Source organism: Clostridium sp. AF50-3, assembly GCF_003477445.1.
In the GTDB taxonomy this organism is placed as follows: Bacteria; Bacillota; Clostridia; order Lachnospirales; family Lachnospiraceae; genus Otoolea; species Otoolea fessa.
The window spans coordinates 63,817-82,758 of record NZ_QUDH01000008.1; the positions used below are offsets into that span (position 1 = coordinate 63,817).

General features: G+C 50.2%; 12 protein-coding genes. 11 read left to right on the forward strand and 1 reads right to left on the reverse strand.

What is annotated here, in order from left to right:
• Positions 1–95 precede the first annotated feature (95 nt).
• The 6 genes from DW085_RS10585 (at position 96) to DW085_RS10610 (ending at position 12,363) form a co-directional block, all read left to right on the forward strand.
• On the forward strand, positions 96–5,660 hold the full coding sequence (locus tag DW085_RS10585; protein WP_118492647.1) for a hypothetical protein: 5,565 nt from the start codon (positions 96–98) through the stop codon (positions 5,658–5,660).
• A 14-nt stretch (positions 5,661–5,674) separates the two neighbouring features.
• A complete protein-coding gene (locus DW085_RS10590; protein ID WP_118492649.1) occupies positions 5,675–8,365 on the forward strand; it encodes a phage tail tip lysozyme in 2,691 nt (896 codons plus the stop codon).
• Positions 8,366–8,421: 56 nt separating this feature from the next.
• Positions 8,422–9,498 carry a hypothetical protein gene (locus DW085_RS10595; RefSeq protein WP_118492651.1) on the forward strand — a complete coding sequence of 359 codons (1,077 nt, stop codon included), beginning with the start codon at positions 8,422–8,424 and terminating at the stop codon, positions 9,496–9,498.
• A 108-nt stretch (positions 9,499–9,606) separates the two neighbouring features.
• Positions 9,607–10,659, forward strand: a complete 1,053-nt coding sequence (locus DW085_RS10600) for a hypothetical protein (RefSeq protein WP_118492653.1) — start codon at positions 9,607–9,609, stop codon at positions 10,657–10,659.
• Position 10,660: 1 nt separating this feature from the next.
• Positions 10,661–11,839 (forward strand): hypothetical protein, encoded by a 1,179-nt coding sequence (locus DW085_RS10605; RefSeq protein WP_118492655.1) that lies wholly within the window; start codon positions 10,661–10,663, stop codon positions 11,837–11,839.
• A gap of 221 nt (positions 11,840–12,060) precedes the next feature.
• Complete coding sequence (locus DW085_RS10610) at positions 12,061–12,363, forward strand: Smr/MutS family protein (RefSeq protein ID WP_118492657.1); 303 nt, start codon at positions 12,061–12,063, stop codon at positions 12,361–12,363.
• 62 nt (positions 12,364–12,425) lie between these two features.
• On the opposite strand, the gene DW085_RS10615 is transcribed toward DW085_RS10610, so the two are convergent.
• Positions 12,426–14,489, reverse strand: coding sequence for an ATP-dependent helicase (locus DW085_RS10615; RefSeq protein WP_118492659.1), 2,064 nt, complete (start codon positions 14,487–14,489; stop codon positions 12,426–12,428).
• Positions 14,490–14,789: 300 nt separating this feature from the next.
• Between DW085_RS10615 and DW085_RS10620 the strand changes: the two genes are divergently transcribed.
• From DW085_RS10620 to DW085_RS10635, 5 genes are all read left to right on the forward strand, one after another.
• Positions 14,790–15,665, forward strand: a complete 876-nt coding sequence (locus DW085_RS10620; RefSeq protein WP_182430865.1) for a single-stranded DNA-binding protein — start codon at positions 14,790–14,792, stop codon at positions 15,663–15,665.
• 18 nt (positions 15,666–15,683) lie between these two features.
• The gene (locus DW085_RS10625) at positions 15,684–17,921 is read left to right on the forward strand and encodes a hypothetical protein (protein WP_118492663.1); all 2,238 of its coding nucleotides are present in this window, start codon (positions 15,684–15,686) and stop codon (positions 17,919–17,921) included.
• A 158-nt stretch (positions 17,922–18,079) separates the two neighbouring features.
• Positions 18,080–18,256 (forward strand): hypothetical protein, encoded by a 177-nt coding sequence (locus tag DW085_RS19160; protein ID WP_182430866.1) that lies wholly within the window; start codon positions 18,080–18,082, stop codon positions 18,254–18,256.
• The gene (locus DW085_RS10630; protein ID WP_118492665.1) at positions 18,253–18,624 is read left to right on the forward strand and encodes a transposase; all 372 of its coding nucleotides are present in this window, start codon (positions 18,253–18,255) and stop codon (positions 18,622–18,624) included. Before DW085_RS19160 ends, DW085_RS10630 begins: the two co-directional genes overlap by 4 nt.
• 74 nt (positions 18,625–18,698) lie before the next feature.
• On the forward strand, positions 18,699–18,908 hold the full coding sequence (locus tag DW085_RS10635; protein ID WP_147353948.1) for a hypothetical protein: 210 nt from the start codon (positions 18,699–18,701) through the stop codon (positions 18,906–18,908).
• Positions 18,909–18,942 lie beyond the last annotated feature (34 nt).

Consider the following 18,942-nt stretch of genomic DNA (forward strand, 5'->3'; position numbering starts at 1 on the left):
CCGCAAAAAATGCATCCGGAAAAATCAAAAGGATCTGACATACTGATAGAAGCCACATATCCATTCGGGATAGATGTAAGTAAGGAGGTCGGCAGATGGCATTAGAAGAGCAAGGGATGAGCAGTTTCATGCGGTCAGGCATGTTTAGCCTGATGGGATTGTTTGAGATAATCCCGGCCCTGCAGGAAATTCGCCTTGAAAAGAAATATAACGAAGAAAAGAACGCCCGTGAGAAAGCAGCGTTCCATCCGGAGGTCATCGCAAGATACGGTAAGCGTAACCCGATGGGATTATTATGGGCAAACCAGGATACCATTGATCTGTTCCGGCAACGGTTGATCGCCAAGGGGATCCCGTTCGTCATCGTAAGTGCGGATCAAATCAAAAGTCCGGAGATCCATCCGGGAGGTCCGTTCGTGTTTGTGGTGCGGGATATTGACCAGGAACGTGCTGCGAAGATCCTGCAGGATATCATAAAGGAGCTGGAACAGAATCAGGAACAGGATGGGCAGGAGCAGGAAGAGGAAGAGGACCGCGAAGAAGATTACGAGCGGGAGCGCACAACGGAAGACGGCCCGGGACCATCCGACGAGGAAGAAAAAAAGCCGGATCAGGAAGGATCTGAGGAAGAACCGCCGGTCCCGGATGATACGGAAGAAAGTCAGGACGATAAGGCTAAGAAAGAGAAACAGAAAACAGCGAAACAGAAGCCAAAACCAAAGCCAAGGCCGCAGAAACGGTCGTATCAGGACTCCCATGTCATCACACAGGAACAGATCCGGCGCCAGATGGATGATATCCGTCAGCTTGAAATTGAACGCCGCGCATTGGACCGTGAGCGGTTATTGCAGCGGGAGTCGGCGGATTATTATAAAAAACGTTCCGAATTAAAGGAGCAGGAACGGGAAAGCCGCCGCCGGGATGAAGCTGCGCACGAACAGCGGATCAAGGAACTGGAACGCCGCGTGGAAGAACACAGAAAAATCACGGAGGCCAGGAACGATAAATTCTCCAGCCAAGGCTATACCGGCTGGCGCGACTTTGCTGCAGATGCCCAGGAAAAAGTCAGACAAAGTAGCGATGATGAATTAAAAAACGGTGCCTGCTACCATGATCTGGCAGCAGACGATTACCTAAAAAAACAGGGATCCGGGGAAACTGCGTCGTATCGCGCTTACACACAGGAAGAACGCACGGAACACCTGGATCGGAAATACGGTGCCGGAAGCGAAACGAAGATTCAGTTAAACGGATATGCAAGAGACCTGGAAGCACTGGAAGTCGCAAGGGAGCGGGAAGAGATCGCAAGGACCCGTGACAGATACGCAGAAGCCGTACGGGAAAAACGGGCGGACGATGCAAAAAGATACGACGCGGAATACCGGCAGGCGTGCGAACGGAACAGGGTGGACGCAGAAAAGGCAAAAGCCTGGGATGCGGAAAAACTGCGCGCAGACCGAGAACGGCTGGAAAAAAGCATTCAGGCACGGTCAGAATACCTTGACCAGCACAAAGTCAGCGGATACCGCGAATACGGCGAAAAGGTAGCAGAATGTGTCCGTACGGCCGGTATCGGAGCTTACGCAGCCGACCAGTCACATTCCATGCCGGAACCGGAAAGGATCACGGATGCGTCCGGACACCAGCTGCATGATTTCCAGAAAGATGTCTACAGCGCAAAAAGACAGGAAAGCCGCGCGACTGAAAAAGACTGGGTCACGAAAGAAGAACGATTAAAGCCGCAGCAGACATACCAGAAGGTTGAACGCCAGGCAATATATGGCACCACGGTCATGCCAGGTTCGGAAGCACACAGGAAGATCTCATCCGGTACCGCTTACACCATGACCTGGAAACAGGTCCAGAGTACCGTCAACGCAGAGACAGCCCGTGCTGCCATGGAAAATCCGGATGCCGTCATCAGGCAGAGGAACCCGCAGTACGGAGGCATGATTGCAACGTCCGTAAATGCATACAATAACCAGACAGCGTACCGGTTCGAGCGGGATCACGGAATGTCATCTTCCAGCGCGCCCTTGGCACCGGATACACCGGTCACGCAGAAAAACACTGTCCCACAGGCCGGCGGAGCGTTCCACGTAACCCCCGGGATGGAACCTGTCAAACCACAAAGCCTCCAAGACCGCAATGAAAGTCAAGATGGAATTGGAGTACGCTCCCAAGAACGTTCAGAGAAGCAAAGAAATCATCTACGCATCCTAAAAGCCAGATCTGCGGCAGAAAACGGTTCCAAAACGGAAGCACTTGATAAGGATATGTATAAAGTCCGCACCCGTAACCAGTTAGCCAAAGCGATCAATAGCCGGTATTTCACCATGGCAGTTACCTCCGGGGTCGGTTACATGCTCCGCAATACCTATGAAGGCACGGAGGCTGCACCGGCAATTGACAAACTGGAAAGCGCAGTTCACTTTGGAAGTGTGATTGCGAAACAGAAGATCATGCAGACTGGAATCCGAGCATTGGAAGAAGAAAACGTGATCGTCCAGAGCTCTAAAAACGCCCTTCTGGAAGCGCGGACAAACATGGCCATGCGGATGGATAAGGAGGAACTAAAAAAATACGCAGACCAGTTGAATATCTCTGCGAAACAATTAGAAAAAGCCCAGACCGATGTCCATAAAATGGAAACGCTCTTGGAACTCAGCATGGCAAACCGCAACATGACGAAGGACGATATGCTGGAAATGGCACATGCCTTCGGTATCGCAGGAAGCCTTGCCAAGGATGGCATGTTTACAACAAAAGACGGGGCGGATTTCTTAACCAAAATGAATAGCGGTATGATCACCTCCGCCCAGCAGGCGCGCGCACTGGAAAGTACCATGGCGTCCATGGACTTTACAACGGCGGCAACAAGTGCAGAAGCACTCTTAAAAGCGGAAGGGGATCTGGATGCAGAAGCCTTTAAAAACATGTTGAAACAGCATGGTTTTACGGATGAAAGCATCAAGAACCTGGAAGGCAAATGGGGCAATAAGGATGCCCTGTTAAAAGCAGTCCAGGCAGAATGCGCTGGAAAACAGGCCATGGCAAAGGCGTTGTTGGGAGGAAACCTGGATCCGGCAACGCTCCGGGAACTGCTTGCGAAAAACGGAATCAGCCAGGAACTGATCGACAAACTCGGCAAGAACTGGACGAAGCAGGCGGATGTTCTGGAGGCATTATCAGGTCTTGGCATATCAAAAGCAGATATGGCGCGCCTGGCAGGTGCCTTTAAAGACATACGGCTGCAGGACGCTTCTGCGGCGTTTGGCATGATGTTAGAATTAAACGGAGGCCGGGTTACGACAGAGTTCCTCCAGATGTTTGAAGATAACGGATTGTTAACGGAAGAATTATCGGAATTTCTGGCTGCTGGCGGCCGGCTCGAAGATATTAAACTGGAAGATCTTAAAAAAATGATCCCCGCCGGGGATCCGAATACGATCGCCGAGATGATCTCCAAAGGAAGCATGCAATGCACGGTCAAACAAAGGATCCAGGATGCCAGCGGAGCCAGCTTTAAATTCAGCTTGTTCGGATTGGCCAGGCACCTGCGTTCCCTGTTATTAAAACTTGGGAAAAGCACAGACGCCGCAAACGGGTTCAACATGGTCACTTCCTATGTCGCGCGGATGTACATGGTCACAAAAATCAGCTACCGGTTGTTGTACAACGGACTGTTTAAGCACCTGCACAAAATGGGAATTGGTCCACTAAAACTTATCAACGAGAATGCCCTTGCACATCCGATGAAAGCACTGACAAATAAGATGACGGGCGGAATGACACACCGGATGGCCAGCGTGTTTTCCAAACCACTGCACCGACTTACGCATAACCGTGTAGCAAGGTTCGCAAACCACGTCATGCATCCGGGCAGAACTACATATACACTCATCAACAAGCTGTTTATAAAGATCTTCCATAAATCGCTCGGACAGACATTACTTGGGAGAGTCGTAAAACAGGCAACCGTAAAGATAGCATCCTTCATTAGCAGCGGTGCACTGGCGACCATCTGTTTCTGGATAGTGGTAATTATCATCGCCTTAGCCATTTACGAAGGCATTGATACAGATAGTGGAGATCGTGCAGCCAATTCTTATTCTGCAGCTTATGTATCCGCTGCAGATGGCAAGGATGCATTTGCTCAGGAAGTCATTGATATGCTGCGTGGATACACGGATGATTTTATCGATGAAATCAACAATGCAAAATACAACCGTGGTATGTATTCCACAATGATTGACTACAACACGAATGAAAGCGTCGGCAACTATGAAAATGGTGCGTACCGCATTGTATTTCGTGGGCCAGATGGAGAACCGATTGAAAACATCAAGGACGTAGACTTGAATAACTCGAAGGATATCATCTCCATGGCTTCTGTGTTTATTCCAACGGTCTTCAATAAACCGGGTGAGGACGCATCCAGCGAACAAAAGGAAGCTTATGAGAAAGATAAGGAGCACTTTAAGGATTACTGCAGTTTTTTATGGGCCGCATCGCACCAGATCTCCATTGAAGAGTACCATCCGGGCAACGCGACAAATGAGGACGCAGATGATACATCCGGACTGGAGACAGATGCGACAACCGGTAAGTGCAAAATGGATTACGCCATGTTCGGGGACCAGGGTGCCGGTGTCAACTGGTGGCTCGGTACGGGTATGAGCACAAGCACATACAAGCAGTGCAAGGCGGAGGCAAATGTTGCAAATGGAATCAGTTACGAAGACACAGACTATGAAACCCCGCATACCTGCGTGGAAAAACCGTTAGCGGATCCATGCACGCACGGGCACTGGATTACAGAAAATGTCGCGTATGTGCATCAGGCATGCCGTGGGCATCACAGACGCGATGACTCCGATTATACATGTGCGGAAGTTGGTAAGGACCCATGGTGCGTCCATGACAATGTTTACCGCAGGATCTGGGTGTGCGACGGGCATATGGGCGCAGTCGTATATGTCACGATCGGAAAGATTTCCAGAATGCCAAACTTTGGCGCGGCTACAGACTGGGATTTCTCAAGTGCTGAATCATTCGGCGGTTACGGAAGCGGCGGATATGGTATTGGTATCAACGGCACAGAAGAACCGTTTACGGCACAGGGATACCCGGAGCTGACGGATCAGCAGTTAAATTATCTTGCCGGCATGTGTGTCAGCGAACAGGGCGCAGCAGCGACCAATCCTGTAACAATGCGATATCAGGCGTCGCTGATGGCGAATGTCTACGAACTGTACGCAAAGAGAAAGGGCTTGACAATTTGGCAATATCTATCCTTGCCAGGAGGAAAGGGCGGGTCTGCCATTAATGGTGTCCGCGGATGGTTTGCGAAAACGTCCCATGACAGAGCGTGGACGAATTCGCGAGCGGTTTCTGATGAATGCAAGGAAGCCATTAGAGATGTCCTGGTGAACGGAAATAGAATCACGCATGCGAATGAACAGGGAACCCTTAAATCAGGATTTGTAAAAGCAGTCTACAACGGGCAAACCTATACAGGGGATGACTTGTTGAGGTCGGAAATCTGGGTTCCGGGCGAAACTTTGATCTATACGTCCGGAGGACAGGAATGTATTTTCCTTGCAATGCCAGGCGGAGCTCCAGGCCAGGTTGACCCATTTGCGTTGATCAAAAATTAAAGGAGGGATGCATCATGACAGAATTAAATAAACATCATTGCAGCAAACGCATACAGGCATGGACATCCGCATTCCTTCTGACGCTTGCTATCATAGCGGGACTTATCTGGAAGACTGGGCCGGCATACGCCGCCCCAACGAACGATGGCAGAGAGCCATACACGCTCTATTTCGTGGACCAGGACGGAAACCCATTTATCAAGAGTGACGGAACGGAATATTCGGGTATGACAAAAACAGTCAGACCAAATAAAAAGATCACGGTGCCGGCGATCAGGAAGAAATGGCTGCCGGACAGCACCAAGGACGACGAATCGGTCACGCCGGCCTGGTGGGTCCCGGACACGGACATCACCGTATACCCGGGTGATGAGATCTGGTACGATGATTTCGAAGACCAGGGAGACGACCTGGTATTTTACCTGGTGCCGGACGACAGCACCATTTCGTCAGATACGTCCAGTGTGTTCTTTTACGATGCGGACGGCATCGAGATCGAAAGCTATGCAAAAGTAAACTGTAAGATCGGCAAAACGATCAGTCTCCCAGATCCGGCTCCCTATGGGGGAAAATACTGGAGCACGGAGGATGATGACGGAAACCCGCATCTTTATAAGAAAGGGGATTCCTACCGGGTAACCGATATATCCGGCGAGTTTACCGTATGTGCGGACCGGTCGATCGCCGTAACATACCTGTATCCGGTCGACCAGGATTTAGCGGACGATCACAGCCCGGGCGATGTCTTTTACACGGAGACCGTGAAGGTCGGTGACTATATCACAATCAAGAATTCTCCGGGCAACGTCGTGTTCGGATGCACGTTCCGCGGATGGACGGAATCTAATGACCTGTACTCAGGTGTAGTGACGCCGGGCCAAAGCTTGCAGGTGCTATCAGATACGGATATTGAGTTTGTGGCGTACTACGAGGAAGACCCGAACTGGGATCCGGGTGCTGGCGGTGAGGAAGGGATGCTTCCGGACGGACTGACGAACAGCACAACACAGCAGCTGCAAGAAAACGCCGGCAGCGGTGTAAATCTAACTCTCAACAATAACCCGAATGACGGTTCTTATGGCGGACGCCTGACCAAGGATGGCGGAGATACGACCAAATTCGGATCCAACAACAAGAACAATACGGCATGGAACGGAAATATCCAGAGCGGCACCAAAAAGGATCAAACCCTTACAAACCAAGAAGAAGATCAGTACGGTCGACCAATGGATGACGGTGGTGACAGCACGAAGCCACTGGTGCAGGATGATTCCCTGTTTTCCATGGACATTTACGGCAATGCTTTCGCATACCCGTATTGGGAGACGGATGAAGGGAAAAGGGAAGAGATTGTCGAGAACAGACTAAAACAGTATAAAGGCAATTCTTGGGTCAACTTCATCCAGAAACATCCGGAACTCTCCGAAGCAGTTACCCGGTTCGAGGAACGCGAATTTGAATTATTAAAAGATGACTGTACGGATACGCTGGCACAGGACAGACGATCATGGCGCGGCTGGATGGATTACTACTCCGATATTCCGGAATCCGTTATAACAGCGAACACCGGGGAAGATGATACGTGGGTCAATAATCAGGACGGAGAATCAAACCGACTGTTAGCCAGGGTGAAGTTTTCCAACGCGTGGGACGGATATACGTTTTATCAGTATTTCTATGACCCAACTTACTCGACATTCTCCAGCTACACGTTCGGTGGTATGGGCAACGGTGTAAATACCGAGAACCTGACCCTAATCTATAACCAGTTGATCATGAAAGGCTACAGCGAAGAATCCGCCTGTGCAATATGTGCTGTAATCTGGCAGAACACAAACGGCTCTTTCTCCGCGGAATACGACGGCAGCAACGGGAAAGGGATCTGGGCATGGAATGCAGAAGATGTGGATAAGGTGCGCAGCTTTATTTTACAGAATGAGGCCTTCGGGCTCGGAACGGAAGCGACAATTGATGAGAACTGGAAGGATGTCCAGGCTCAGACCAGGGCGCTGGATTCCTGGTTGTTCGTAAACCATCATGACGATTTAAACGCAGCAATCGGAAGGAAAGTCCAGTTTGGAAATACCTTTGAGTTTAAGAAAATCACAAATACGCAGACTGCAGTCGATGCCCTGTGTCAGGTATTCCGGACTGGCGAAGATACCAAGCAGGATAACGCCATCAAACTACCGGATGGAAAATACTATAAGGATGTAGAGCAGTTAAGGAAATATGCTTCGGAATTAAAAAAAGCGAAAACAAAGGATGCTTCCGGAAGTTATACCTTTGACTCTACCCAGTTAGAGACCATGGACTGCTCGGAGATCCGCAGAGCCATCTGTGAATTGGCGAAAGGCTGTGTAAATAATGTTCCGTATAAGTGGGGTGCATCCAGTTTGGATAAATCGATCGGAACAGATTGCTCTGGATTTACAAAAGCTTTATACGCACAATTTGGCATAGATTTGCCAAGAAAATCCTACACACAGGGACAAAACGGCGTTAAAGTATCACGGGAAGCAGCCAGACCGGGAGATTTGATGGTATGGAACCATAAGCCGGGGGATGACACGGGGCATGTGGCTATCTACATCGGCAACGGAATGGCCATCCATGCGCCAGGCAGAGGTAAGTTTGTAACCTACAAACAAGGAGAAGACTCTGGCGGGAAACAATTCCTTGGCTATTATTCATTCTTCGACTAAACATGAAAGGAGGATCACACGACGTGTGCCGCCCGTAACCCGGGCGGAAAAACAGCATGAGAAATTTTAAAACGTTTCTCATCCTGTGCGCCAGTTTCTGTATCATGACGCCGGTAACCACATTCGCGGCTGCCGGCACCGTGATCGCGCAGAACAACACGCAGGATGAAGATCTAAGTATCGAGGCCATGATCGACGGGGCGTCCTACATCTTGTCACCGGCCAATGAATACCGTGCCACATTTACCTGTAATACAAACAGTCCCCAGGTCACCGCGCGGATTACGGATGATCCGTACGAGCTTTATGCATGTACCTGGGATGATGCAATTGACTTATCGAGCAAGGATATCCTGACCATCACCGTAGATTACAGTGATAACCTGGAGGGAGAGGAAGAGGATGATGGATCCGATACTGTGGACCCGAACAGCGTGGACTGGAATTCCATTAACTACGGGATACCGGATACGCCAGCAGAAGAGATCGACTTAAGCAATGGCGCATCAGACACCGGGACGCTGATCGTCAACTGTACCCCGGTCTACGCGTTTAAGACCCTGACGTTGACCCTGCAGGATGAACAGTATAAGGATTACAACATTACCCTGCATCTGGACCCGTACTTTTTTAAGGCACGAGTAAAACTCCCGGCCGGAAAGTACCGGGAGACCGGAACACCACAGATCGAGTTCCAGGATAATGCGACAACAAATGGGGAACGATACTCGTGGAACCGTACCGGGAAGACCGCATTCGGCGGCTTTATTACGGTGCCGTCCGGCGGGGAAGTATCTATAACGGATTATGAAGTTGTGGAAAACCACGGTAACCAGACGAGCGGTGCCAGTTCCCAAAAATTACTCCAGAGAACGCAGCAGTTAGAAGAAAAAGACCTGCTCGAAAAACAAGACAAAGAATTTTACCAAAAAACCTACCAGGACCTGACGACGGAAACCACGGCAACACAGGAACCAGAACAAGGCTTTTCCATAGCCGGACTGTTAAAAGCCATTGCGCATTACCTCCCGGCAGCAGGCGGCCTGGTGATTGCGGTTATCACCGTGATCGTTATCGTCATCATTGTGAATAAACTGGTTGCGCTGTACCGCGAAAATAACCGGAGGCATTAACCTGCAAGGCAGCGAAAGCTGCCTTGTTTTTTGCCTGGGAACACTGTCCGGAAAATCCGGGAAAATTGCCATACTGATACCGAAAAAAGAACAAAGGAGCTGATGCGCATGACAGAACAAAAACAGGAAGGATACCGGCTGATGCACCACTCCAGGCGTATTCCGCTATGTGCGGATTCCAAGAGCGCAGGCCCGTATTTCGCGGCCATAAAAGAAGATTTTACGATCCTTTATCCAGAACAGGCCCCAAAAGACCTGTATCGGCACGAATTACAATATTATCAGGACACCTTCGCCGAATGGGCTGAAGAAAAAAAAGAAAACCATATCAAATCCAGACATACAAGGCGAATCCAGACCCCGCGGACGATCTATGAAAATCCGCAGAGATGCCCGGAGGAGCTGACGGTACAGATCGGCACGCAGGCAAGTAGCCTGAAGGCGGATGCTGTCTTATCCTGCATGAATGATTATCTGCAGTGGGCGCTCTCTCTCGTACAAAACGGAGAGGCGCCGCATATCCTGTGGGCAGCCGTAGAAAAGAAGGCTCCATACCGGATGATCATCCGCAGAGTATGGACCTACCTGGATGAGAGCGGAATCTACAAAATCTCACAGACGAAACTGTTAAACCGGATGGGCTTTTATCCGGAAGGAGACGGGGAAACAAAATTCCAAAACATCAAGATCGAGTTTGATCAGATAAGCCGGAAAATGATGGAAGAAATCTGCATGACACATGGAATTACATTAAAAGGAATCCCGCGGATCAGCACGTTAAGACAAGCCATGGACTGGTACAAAACCGTGCAGGCAGAGTCCGACCATGCAAAGCAGCTTTTAACCGGTCTTACAAAACGCGAAGAGGACATCTCTGCGGAGGAGCTGGAGGCTCTCACGGTGCATCGGCCGGATGGCAGTGTCATGATACCGGAAACTGCTTACCGGATGTTAATCTTAAAACAGATCCTGGGGGAATTGTATGCAATTCAGGAAACGACGATCACCAGGGAAGCGGAGGAAATAAAAAAGCAGGAAGCTGCGTCAGAGTACCGAAAACACGTAGCGGAAGCCGGGTTATCTGAGGCAAAGGCTCGATACGTAGCCTTAAGCCTGGGCTTTTTCTCCGGACAGAACGGACGCAACATAGGAGGTGAGTAACGTGAAGGTATCATACCATGCTTCCAAACAACAGGGGGCAGCAAGCCATAATGACCGGACGTTTGACTTAAACCTGGCCACGCACATTGATCAGTCACGCCTCCATTTAAACCATTACTGGACCTGGGCGCCTGGCATGGACTTTGAATCCGCCGAGCGGCTTTTTTATCGTCAGAACTATATGCAGATGGCAGAAGAGCAGAACAGGAACCGGAAGACGAAAAGAATCCCGGAGGAATACTTAAATTTAAAGCGCTATAAACCGGAAGAAGCGATCGTACAAATCGGGAACGTGGAGGATCAGCCGGAAGATCCAAAGATTTTTGATGAATGTTTCGAGGCCTTCATCTGCTTTTTGAATGACTGGAATAAAGAACATGGGGAACATATGCATCTGCTCGATTACGCGGTGCATAAGGATGAAGCCACGACTCATGCCCACATCCGCCTGGTTTGGGATTACAAGACAAAAGAGGGTATCAAAAAAATCAGCCGCAATACGGCCCTTCGACTGGCCGGTATCGGACTTGCTGACCCGAACCGGCCGCCCAGCCGGACCAATACCAGGAAAATGGCGTTTGACCGCATGTGCAGGGAGCAGTGGGCAGGCATCTGCGAAGAACGAGGAATCCAGGTGGATCGTACCGTAGTCGGCGGGAAACATAAAAGGATCCAGGATTATAAAAAAGATATCCGCTTGCAGGAAATCGAGGTCATGAGGAAGGACACGAGGCATATTGCGGAAATTATCAACCGGTCCATGGAGGAAGCGCCTGCCGAGAAGAAGGAACCAGGACAGGATGGCAGCACGTACGTCCGGCTGACGCAGGAGGAGCTGCAGAACCTGGTACATAACGCGAAAAACTGCGAACGGGCCAGAAAAGCCATTAAAAAACTCAGGGAAGAGATTGGTGAATCTAAGGAAAATATCCGGGAGTATGACCGCGAGACCCTGGATTTGACTAGGCAAAGAAAGGACATGGAGAGCACAAATACCGGATTGGTCGCATTGATTCTGGAGCCCGAACATGGGGAAAACGTGGAAAACATCATCCGAAACGGACAGAAGATTCTGGCCGAACAGCCGGAACTTTATGACCAGATCATGGAAGCCTACGAGGACCAGACGGAGCAGACTGCCGCGCATCCAATGGAAGCAGAAGAACCGGAACTGGGATGACGAAAACAGGGGTGTTACCGGGGAACATCCCTATTTTAGCGCTAAAATAGAAAGTGTTATCCGCAAAGTCGGACAAAAAAAGAAAATATAAAAATTTTATAAATTCTACTTGAATCAGCCAGGAAAATCCTTCCAAATTTCGTATAATATGGATATACGAACAAAGCAAAAAGAAAACTTCCGGAATGGAGGCGATAACCAAAGAAAAAGGAGAAAAAACTATGAAGGAGAACATGGAACGATTTAAAATGCTGTTAAGTAACAATGAGATGAGCCGCGTGTCTGTAAGCGCCGATGAAGGCTTTTATGTGGACCTGCACGGGATGAGTTGCCAGCAGGCGTCCAGGTTTTTGAGAAACCTGATCGCCCTGGTAAAAACCGCATGTGAGATGACCGTGATCCATGGATACAATCACGGACAGGCGTTAAAGGACCTGGTTCGTAAGGGTGGACTTAGTACCCGCGTAGTCAGAACGGAATCCGTCGACTGGAACCCGGGTATGACAAAATTAATGATCGCTTAACTGCAAATATCGATAAGAAAAAGGGCTCCGGGGAATTTCCTCGGAGCTCTTGCTATTTGCTTTTAATACTTGAAGATTTTCAATCCGCCCTTTACAAACAGCACCATCAGAGTGCCGTCCGAATTCTGCCGGACACGTCCATTGCCATAGATATCATGGCAGATTAAATCCCCGGGGCGAAACGTTGAGATATCAGCGCCTTTAAAGCCGGACAGAACGACTGCTTTGGCTTTTTTGCGAAGCTGTGATTTTTCCGCCTGCGTTACAGGCTGTCTGGAAGATGTGCGCAGTTCCCGTATAAACGGACTGGCAGGCACATTTACTTGACCGCCGCGTTTCCCCGCTCTGGCAGCATAGCGCATGACGTGAAGCGTTTCCTTCGCCCTTGTGCAGGCAACATAGAATAGGCGTCGTTCCTCCTCCATGCTGGCATCGGTCAGGGGATCGTTTTTCCTGCGCTGGAACGGGACAGTCCCGGCACAACAGTCGATGACGAACACGTGGTCCCATTCCAGTCCTTTAGAACGGTGCATGGTCGCAAGGATCACACCGTCTTCCTTATGATCCCTGACGCTCTGCTTAAAGGAGTAGATGTGGTTTTTCGCATAAGCCTTCCAGTCCGTTAAGTCCACGCAGGTCGCTGCATCCCTGGAAAATATGCCGCATTTTGCAAACAGCGACACATCCGCAAGCCCGGCTTTTTCCGTATATTGTTCCAGATAGCGGTCGTAGCCGATCTCTTTCATGATGAATGGGATCCGGTCGTGAAACGGAAGACTGCGCATTTTTTTAATCTGGTAAACCAGATCCAGGACATTGTCAAGAACGTACGGCTTCAGATCGGAAAATGCGCGCAGCACCTGCCCGTCTTCATATTTGTAGGAGATCCGGTCCGGATGGAAGGAAGCCATCGGGATATAACGTGCCGGGCGATTAAGGATCCGTTTCAGGTCATGGACCGTCCCGGTTCCATCCGCAAGGCTTAAATAACTGCAGAGATCCTGGAAGCACCAGTGCTCATAGATATCCGTGACGACATCCTTGGATGTAAACGGGATCTTATTTCGCATGAATGCCTCCGATACCTGCTCTAACTGCATGTTGGTGCGGGCAAGCACCGCACAGTTCTGGTAATGGCCGTCCGTACAGTAGGACCGAACCAGCCCGACAAGCTGCTCGATCTCCTGTTCGCGGTCATCCGCCGTTTCATAATATACCCTGCCATTCGCGGAGGTATCCCGGCTGGCCTGGATATCCTTATCGAAACGGACCCGGTTATACTTGATCATCATGCCGGCAGGCCCGATGATACCCGGGACGGACCGGTAATTCGTGGACATCCGGATCGTCTTGCATGCCGGAAAATCCTTCTGAAAATCCATCATAATGGAAGGCACCGCACCGCGGAACCCGTAAATGGACTGGTCATCATCGCCGACCACGCACAGATTCCCGTTATCCCCCGCCATCAGATACAGGATATCCCTCTGAATAGGATTGGTATCCTGGTATTCATCGCAGATGATATGGGTGAACTGACGCTTTAAGGCGGTAAGAAGGTTCTCGTTTTCCTTAAGGATCTGCTTCCCGCGGATCAACATGTCATCGAAATCGAGAAGCCCGTGCTCGTCCTTGTAAGACTCATAACCTTTCACGAATGCCAAAAACTGCTGGTCGTTGATCGACTGCTCGGACCGCTGGTCATAGACGCCGGTATTTTTAAACCGGCTCACATCATTGGTAATATCCTTAAAGTCGTCAAATGTCAGATGGCTTAACCGCGCGGCATAATACATGGCATCCATGCGGGCGGAAGCATCCATGATCGTGAATGCCGGACCACCGGATAAATGCAGGACGCGCAGGCAGAGCGCGTGGATCGTGCAGAACGTGACCGGATGATTCCCGTACTGCGTCCGGAAGCGTTTCTTCATTTCCGTGGCAGCAGCATCGGTAAAAGTCACCATCAGGATGTGTTTGGGGTCAACTCCGTTCCGGATCATGTAGTCGATCCGTCGGAGCATGGTCGTAGTCTTGCCGGATCCCGGACAGCTGATGAGGAGCATCGGTCCGTTGACCGTATGGATTGCTTCCTCCTGAGCCGGGTTCTTTTGCATGTTTTGCATAATGTCACTCCTTTTCTTTTGTTCATAAGTTTACCTCTACAGTATGGCACACGTTCTGTATAAAAATTTTGCGGATAACAGAAATTGGTCATATTCCGGCTAAAGCATGACCAAAAAGTGTTATCCGCAAAAAAAGAAACGTCCGAAAGAGCGGCGGAATGTAGAAAACAGAAAGATGCGACATGCTGATACAAGAAATCTACAGGGAAGGAGAACGTCCGCTCCAGATACGGCATGGCAAACGCGCATGCCGTCTGCAACGACATCAGAACTTACCGGTGCGGGCGAAGAATAAGAGCAATGGCAAGATGGGACGAAGTCACATTATATGGGCAGTTGGCCGAAGCACCGCTGGCATACCGTGCGCAGCAGACAGAGGACGGAGAACTTCTCCGGGTGATCGCAAAACTGACTGTCTTAAGGGGAATCCGAAAATTTGGCGCATATGACCAGAGACAGAAACTGGATGTATTAAGCGTGATGAGCGGAGTCGAAAAAGACATGAAAGAAATGCTCAAGTGGGATCAGGGCGACATGGTCTTAGTCCGTGGACAGCTGATCACGCAAAACCATGCAAAACACTGCAGATGCGAGTATTGCGGACATGTACAGGCCTATCCGGGTTACACTGCCTACATTAACCCGATCTTTGTGTATAAGATCAAATCCGGGTACGATCCGGAAAAGGGACTGATCGACTTAAGGAGATGGAAAGAGGTCTCAAATCGTATCACGGCGGTCGGTACCGCAACCGCGGATCCGTCCACTCATCTGCATGAGACAAGCGGTACATGGATCTCCAGCTACAAGTTGAAAATTGACCGTAAGGTCCGCGTCAGGGAAGACGCGGAGGAGAACCACTGTGACTTCCCGGTCGTCAAATCCTACGGGGATAATGCAGTCATGGACCATGACCTGATCCGGGCGGGCAGCCTGGTGCTTTTGGACGGCATGCTCCAGTCCAGAACCTATGACCGGCAGTTCACGTGTGAGGCATGCGGGGCAACTTTCAGGGCTAAGGACTATGTGGTCGAGATTGTCCCGTACAGTACGGAATACTTAAAAGACTGCGGCGACGTAAAAGATTACGATGTTGAGAAAGCAAAAGCCAGATTGCTGGATCAAGTGCAGCAGATGGCAGAAGATGACATTTTCGGCAATGCACCAGAATCATAAGATCGGAGGAAAAGAGACATGATGACATTGACATTAAGCGCGGAACAGAGGATGTACCAGATCATGAAAACATCCTATGAAATGAAACGGGACCTGTCCGGCAGACCGGAGTGCAAACTGGAATACCAGATCGCAAACAGGATCCATTTAAACGCTTTCTGCTATCTGGTCAATAAGGGACTGATGCCGGCGGAATGCGAAGAAAATGGGCGGATCGCCCTGAGCCTGACGATAGAAGGGACCACGCATGTTTGCGCAGCGAAAAGCGTGAAAGGCGTCCTGAAGGCTGATTTCGAACCGGTGGAAAAGGCGATCCAGGGATTAAAAGAACGCATGGATCAGGAAGATCGGCTGGAACGGGAAGCGCAGCGGTCTAAAAAGACAGCGCAGCATGCTGCTGCAGGGACTGCCCAGGCAGCGCTCATAAGACCGCAGACGGTAAGAACGGAGGGCCCCGCAGTTGATATCGGGGCGGTGTTTCGCGAAGCACAGGACATAAAACAAAAGGCCCCGGTTCAGGCAGCGCCTGCTGCCACAGCCCAGAAGGCACGCATATCTAATGATACGGTAACTGCGCCGGCGTCTGAAAATCCGGAACAGGCAAAAACCCAGGAGAAAGAGCCGGCAAAACAGGATCCGGAACCGGACGTCCAGACAGAAGAACCGGATAAAAAGGAAGAAATAGAAAAAAGCATGGCGGGACCGGTAACAGAACCGGAGCCGCAGGAGCAGCCAGAAAACCGGAAAGAAACAATAAGACCAGAAGAAACTGACGCCATAGCGGAAGCGGAAGGAACGGAGAGTTTAGAGCCAGAAGATTCGATATCCGCCGCAGCAAAAGAGCCGCAGGAAGAAACGCCGGAAGATTCCGGAACTGAAACCGAAACCACGGGCTCGGATAAACCAGATGAAGGGCTAAGCGCAGAAAACGAACAGGCGGAACCGGAACAGGCAGTCTTCGCCAAAGAAGAAAACCCTGTGCAGAAAAAAGAGCCGGATGAGGAAGAGTCCGGGCAGCCAACCGCGGAAAGCGCTGCAAAGTTACAGCCGGAACCCGTAGCACCAGCAGAGCCTTTGAATGAACCGCAGGAACCGGAAGCCGAATTAACGCCGGAGCCAAAAACCGACCCAATACCAGCCGCAGGGTCAGAGCCGGAAGCTACATCAAAGCAGGACTCGGAAACTGCATCAGAACCGGAACAGGAGCCGGAAGAAAGTCCAATACAGGGGCCTGAGACTGTGCTCATGACAGAACCGGCTGAAACCGCAGAACCTGAGCCGGACACGAATGCCCATGAAGAACCGGAGGCAGAGGAAGCGGACGATGCCAAGACACCAGAAGATCAGGTACAGGAAGAAGAAACTGCGTCCGTGCCGGAAGAAAAGAAGCATCACTTCACAGCGCGCGAACCGGAGCCTGTGACTGAGGAACCAGCACCGGAGGAAAATCCGGACACGGAAGTGCCGCAGCCGGCTCACAGTAAAAAGAGGGGAGGCATCGGCGGAATCTTCGGACGCTTCATGCCAAAAAACAGCGCGCAGGAGCCTTCAACAGAACAGGCCGTGCCGGAAGCCGCAAAACAGCCGGCAACCTTATATGATACCCAGGAAGAATCCGATTTTTCTGATGACACACCGGGCATTACCTTATGCCATACGCATCTCATCAAATTAAAGAAAACCTTCGGCAACGCCGCATCCGATCCGTACGTCTTTTACATCTGGCCAACAGAAGTTATTGAAATGTATCCGGATCGCATGCCAACTTCCATCTTTGTTTACGCGAAGTCTCCGTACGGGACGATCGTGCAGAGGGTAAGTGACCTGAAGATAAAATACGTCTCCATTACGATGGATGGCAAGCAATTCACCGTATTCGGAAGCTGGCAGAACGGACGTTTTGAGACGGAGGTAGCCCTGATCAACAAAACAGCGTCCGTTTACAATAAGATCGAAGTAATCCGACAGAACGACCCGGACATCGCAGAAGATGCCATGCTGGATCCGTTCCGCTCCGCGAAAGAAAATCGAAAGCCGGAATACTTCATCGTGCCGCTTTACGGGACCAACCGCGGCCAGGACAATGTCCCAATCGCTGCATTTGCCCGTGTTAATGACAAAAATTACGTAATCGAGGCAGCCGGGAAGGAGAAAAATTCCCTGCTGGTATCCACCGCCAATATCACATCCGAGATCACAGGCCGGTGGGAAGACGGCGCGTTCCATTATGAGATCCGCCAACTCGACCAGATCTAAAAAATATGATTCTACAAAGCGCATCCATGCCTGGTGCGCTTTTTTTTCTACACAAAATACAGCGTAGATAGAATATGTTTTATATGAAAAAAAGGTATTGCATAAAACATAGATAAGCGGTATAATATACCCATCATACGAGAGAAGAGGGCAATAAAATGGGAAGAACAAAGGGGACAAACGTTCAGGTTAACATTTCAATTCCGTCCGCATGGAAGAATGAATTAGACAATCTGGCGCGCATCTATTCCGTCGAAGAAGGGAAAACAGTGACGAGCATGGACCTGATGCGCCGCGGGATCCAGGAAAAATATCAGCTGGAGGAGCAGGGATGACAGACACCTTCAATACAAAAAACGGGATCCACTATCTGATCGGATACCGGCTGGAATGGGACACGGCATTTGATCCGGCCGAAATGCCAAAAGACCTGCCGGAAGGAATCAAAAGCATCATCGGTGATATCTGTGACCGGTACCAGTACCAGGTGATTCGGATACGGATGGAGTACGGCCATATCAGCCTGTGTATCAGCTGTCCGTACACAGTCGCACCCGGGGATACCGTAAAAACAGTCAAGAGCATCAGCGCGGTCAGACTGGTGCAGGCATATCCGGAGATCCGCCAGTTTTATGCAAAACAGGGACGGATATGGAAACCGGAATGCACGGTTGCGACCGTGGATCTAACGGAAAAAGCCTAAAAAGAACAAATGTTCGATTTTTCGGTTGCAAAAGCCCTTATATGGCGATAGAATATAGAAAGGTGGCTGGATCCGTGGAACATGACATCAGAAAACTCAGGCGGTTCATTCAGTACGTGGAAGACCATGGCACGGGTTTAGCGTATCCGGAACTGATCAACGGATGGCTGACAGATACCGCTGACTGCATCGGGCAGGAGGAACTGCAGTATTACATGGACCTGATCCCGATGATACAGGAACGGAAGAAACAATTAACGGCGTATACGCATTCGGATAGATGAGGACCGGTACCCGGAGTGTGCAACGCGCATAAGG

Coding starts and splice junctions, on each gene's coding strand:
- DW085_RS10625 (WP_118492663.1), top strand. CDS start 15,684: ATGATGACATTGACATTAAGCGCGGAACAGAGGATGTACCAGATCATG.
- DW085_RS10630 (WP_118492665.1), top strand. CDS start 18,253: ATGACAGACACCTTCAATACAAAAAACGGGATCCACTATCTGATCGGA.
- DW085_RS10610 (WP_118492657.1), top strand. CDS start 12,061: ATGAAGGAGAACATGGAACGATTTAAAATGCTGTTAAGTAACAATGAG.
- DW085_RS10595 (WP_118492651.1), top strand. CDS start 8,422: ATGAGAAATTTTAAAACGTTTCTCATCCTGTGCGCCAGTTTCTGTATC.
- DW085_RS19160 (WP_182430866.1), top strand. CDS start 18,080: ATGGGAAGAACAAAGGGGACAAACGTTCAGGTTAACATTTCAATTCCG.
- DW085_RS10615 (WP_118492659.1), bottom strand. CDS start 14,489: ATGCAAAACATGCAAAAGAACCCGGCTCAGGAGGAAGCAATCCATACG.
- DW085_RS10590 (WP_118492649.1), top strand. CDS start 5,675: ATGACAGAATTAAATAAACATCATTGCAGCAAACGCATACAGGCATGG.
- DW085_RS10600 (WP_118492653.1), top strand. CDS start 9,607: ATGACAGAACAAAAACAGGAAGGATACCGGCTGATGCACCACTCCAGG.
- DW085_RS10620 (WP_182430865.1), top strand. CDS start 14,790: ATGGCAAGATGGGACGAAGTCACATTATATGGGCAGTTGGCCGAAGCA.
- DW085_RS10585 (WP_118492647.1), top strand. CDS start 96: ATGGCATTAGAAGAGCAAGGGATGAGCAGTTTCATGCGGTCAGGCATG.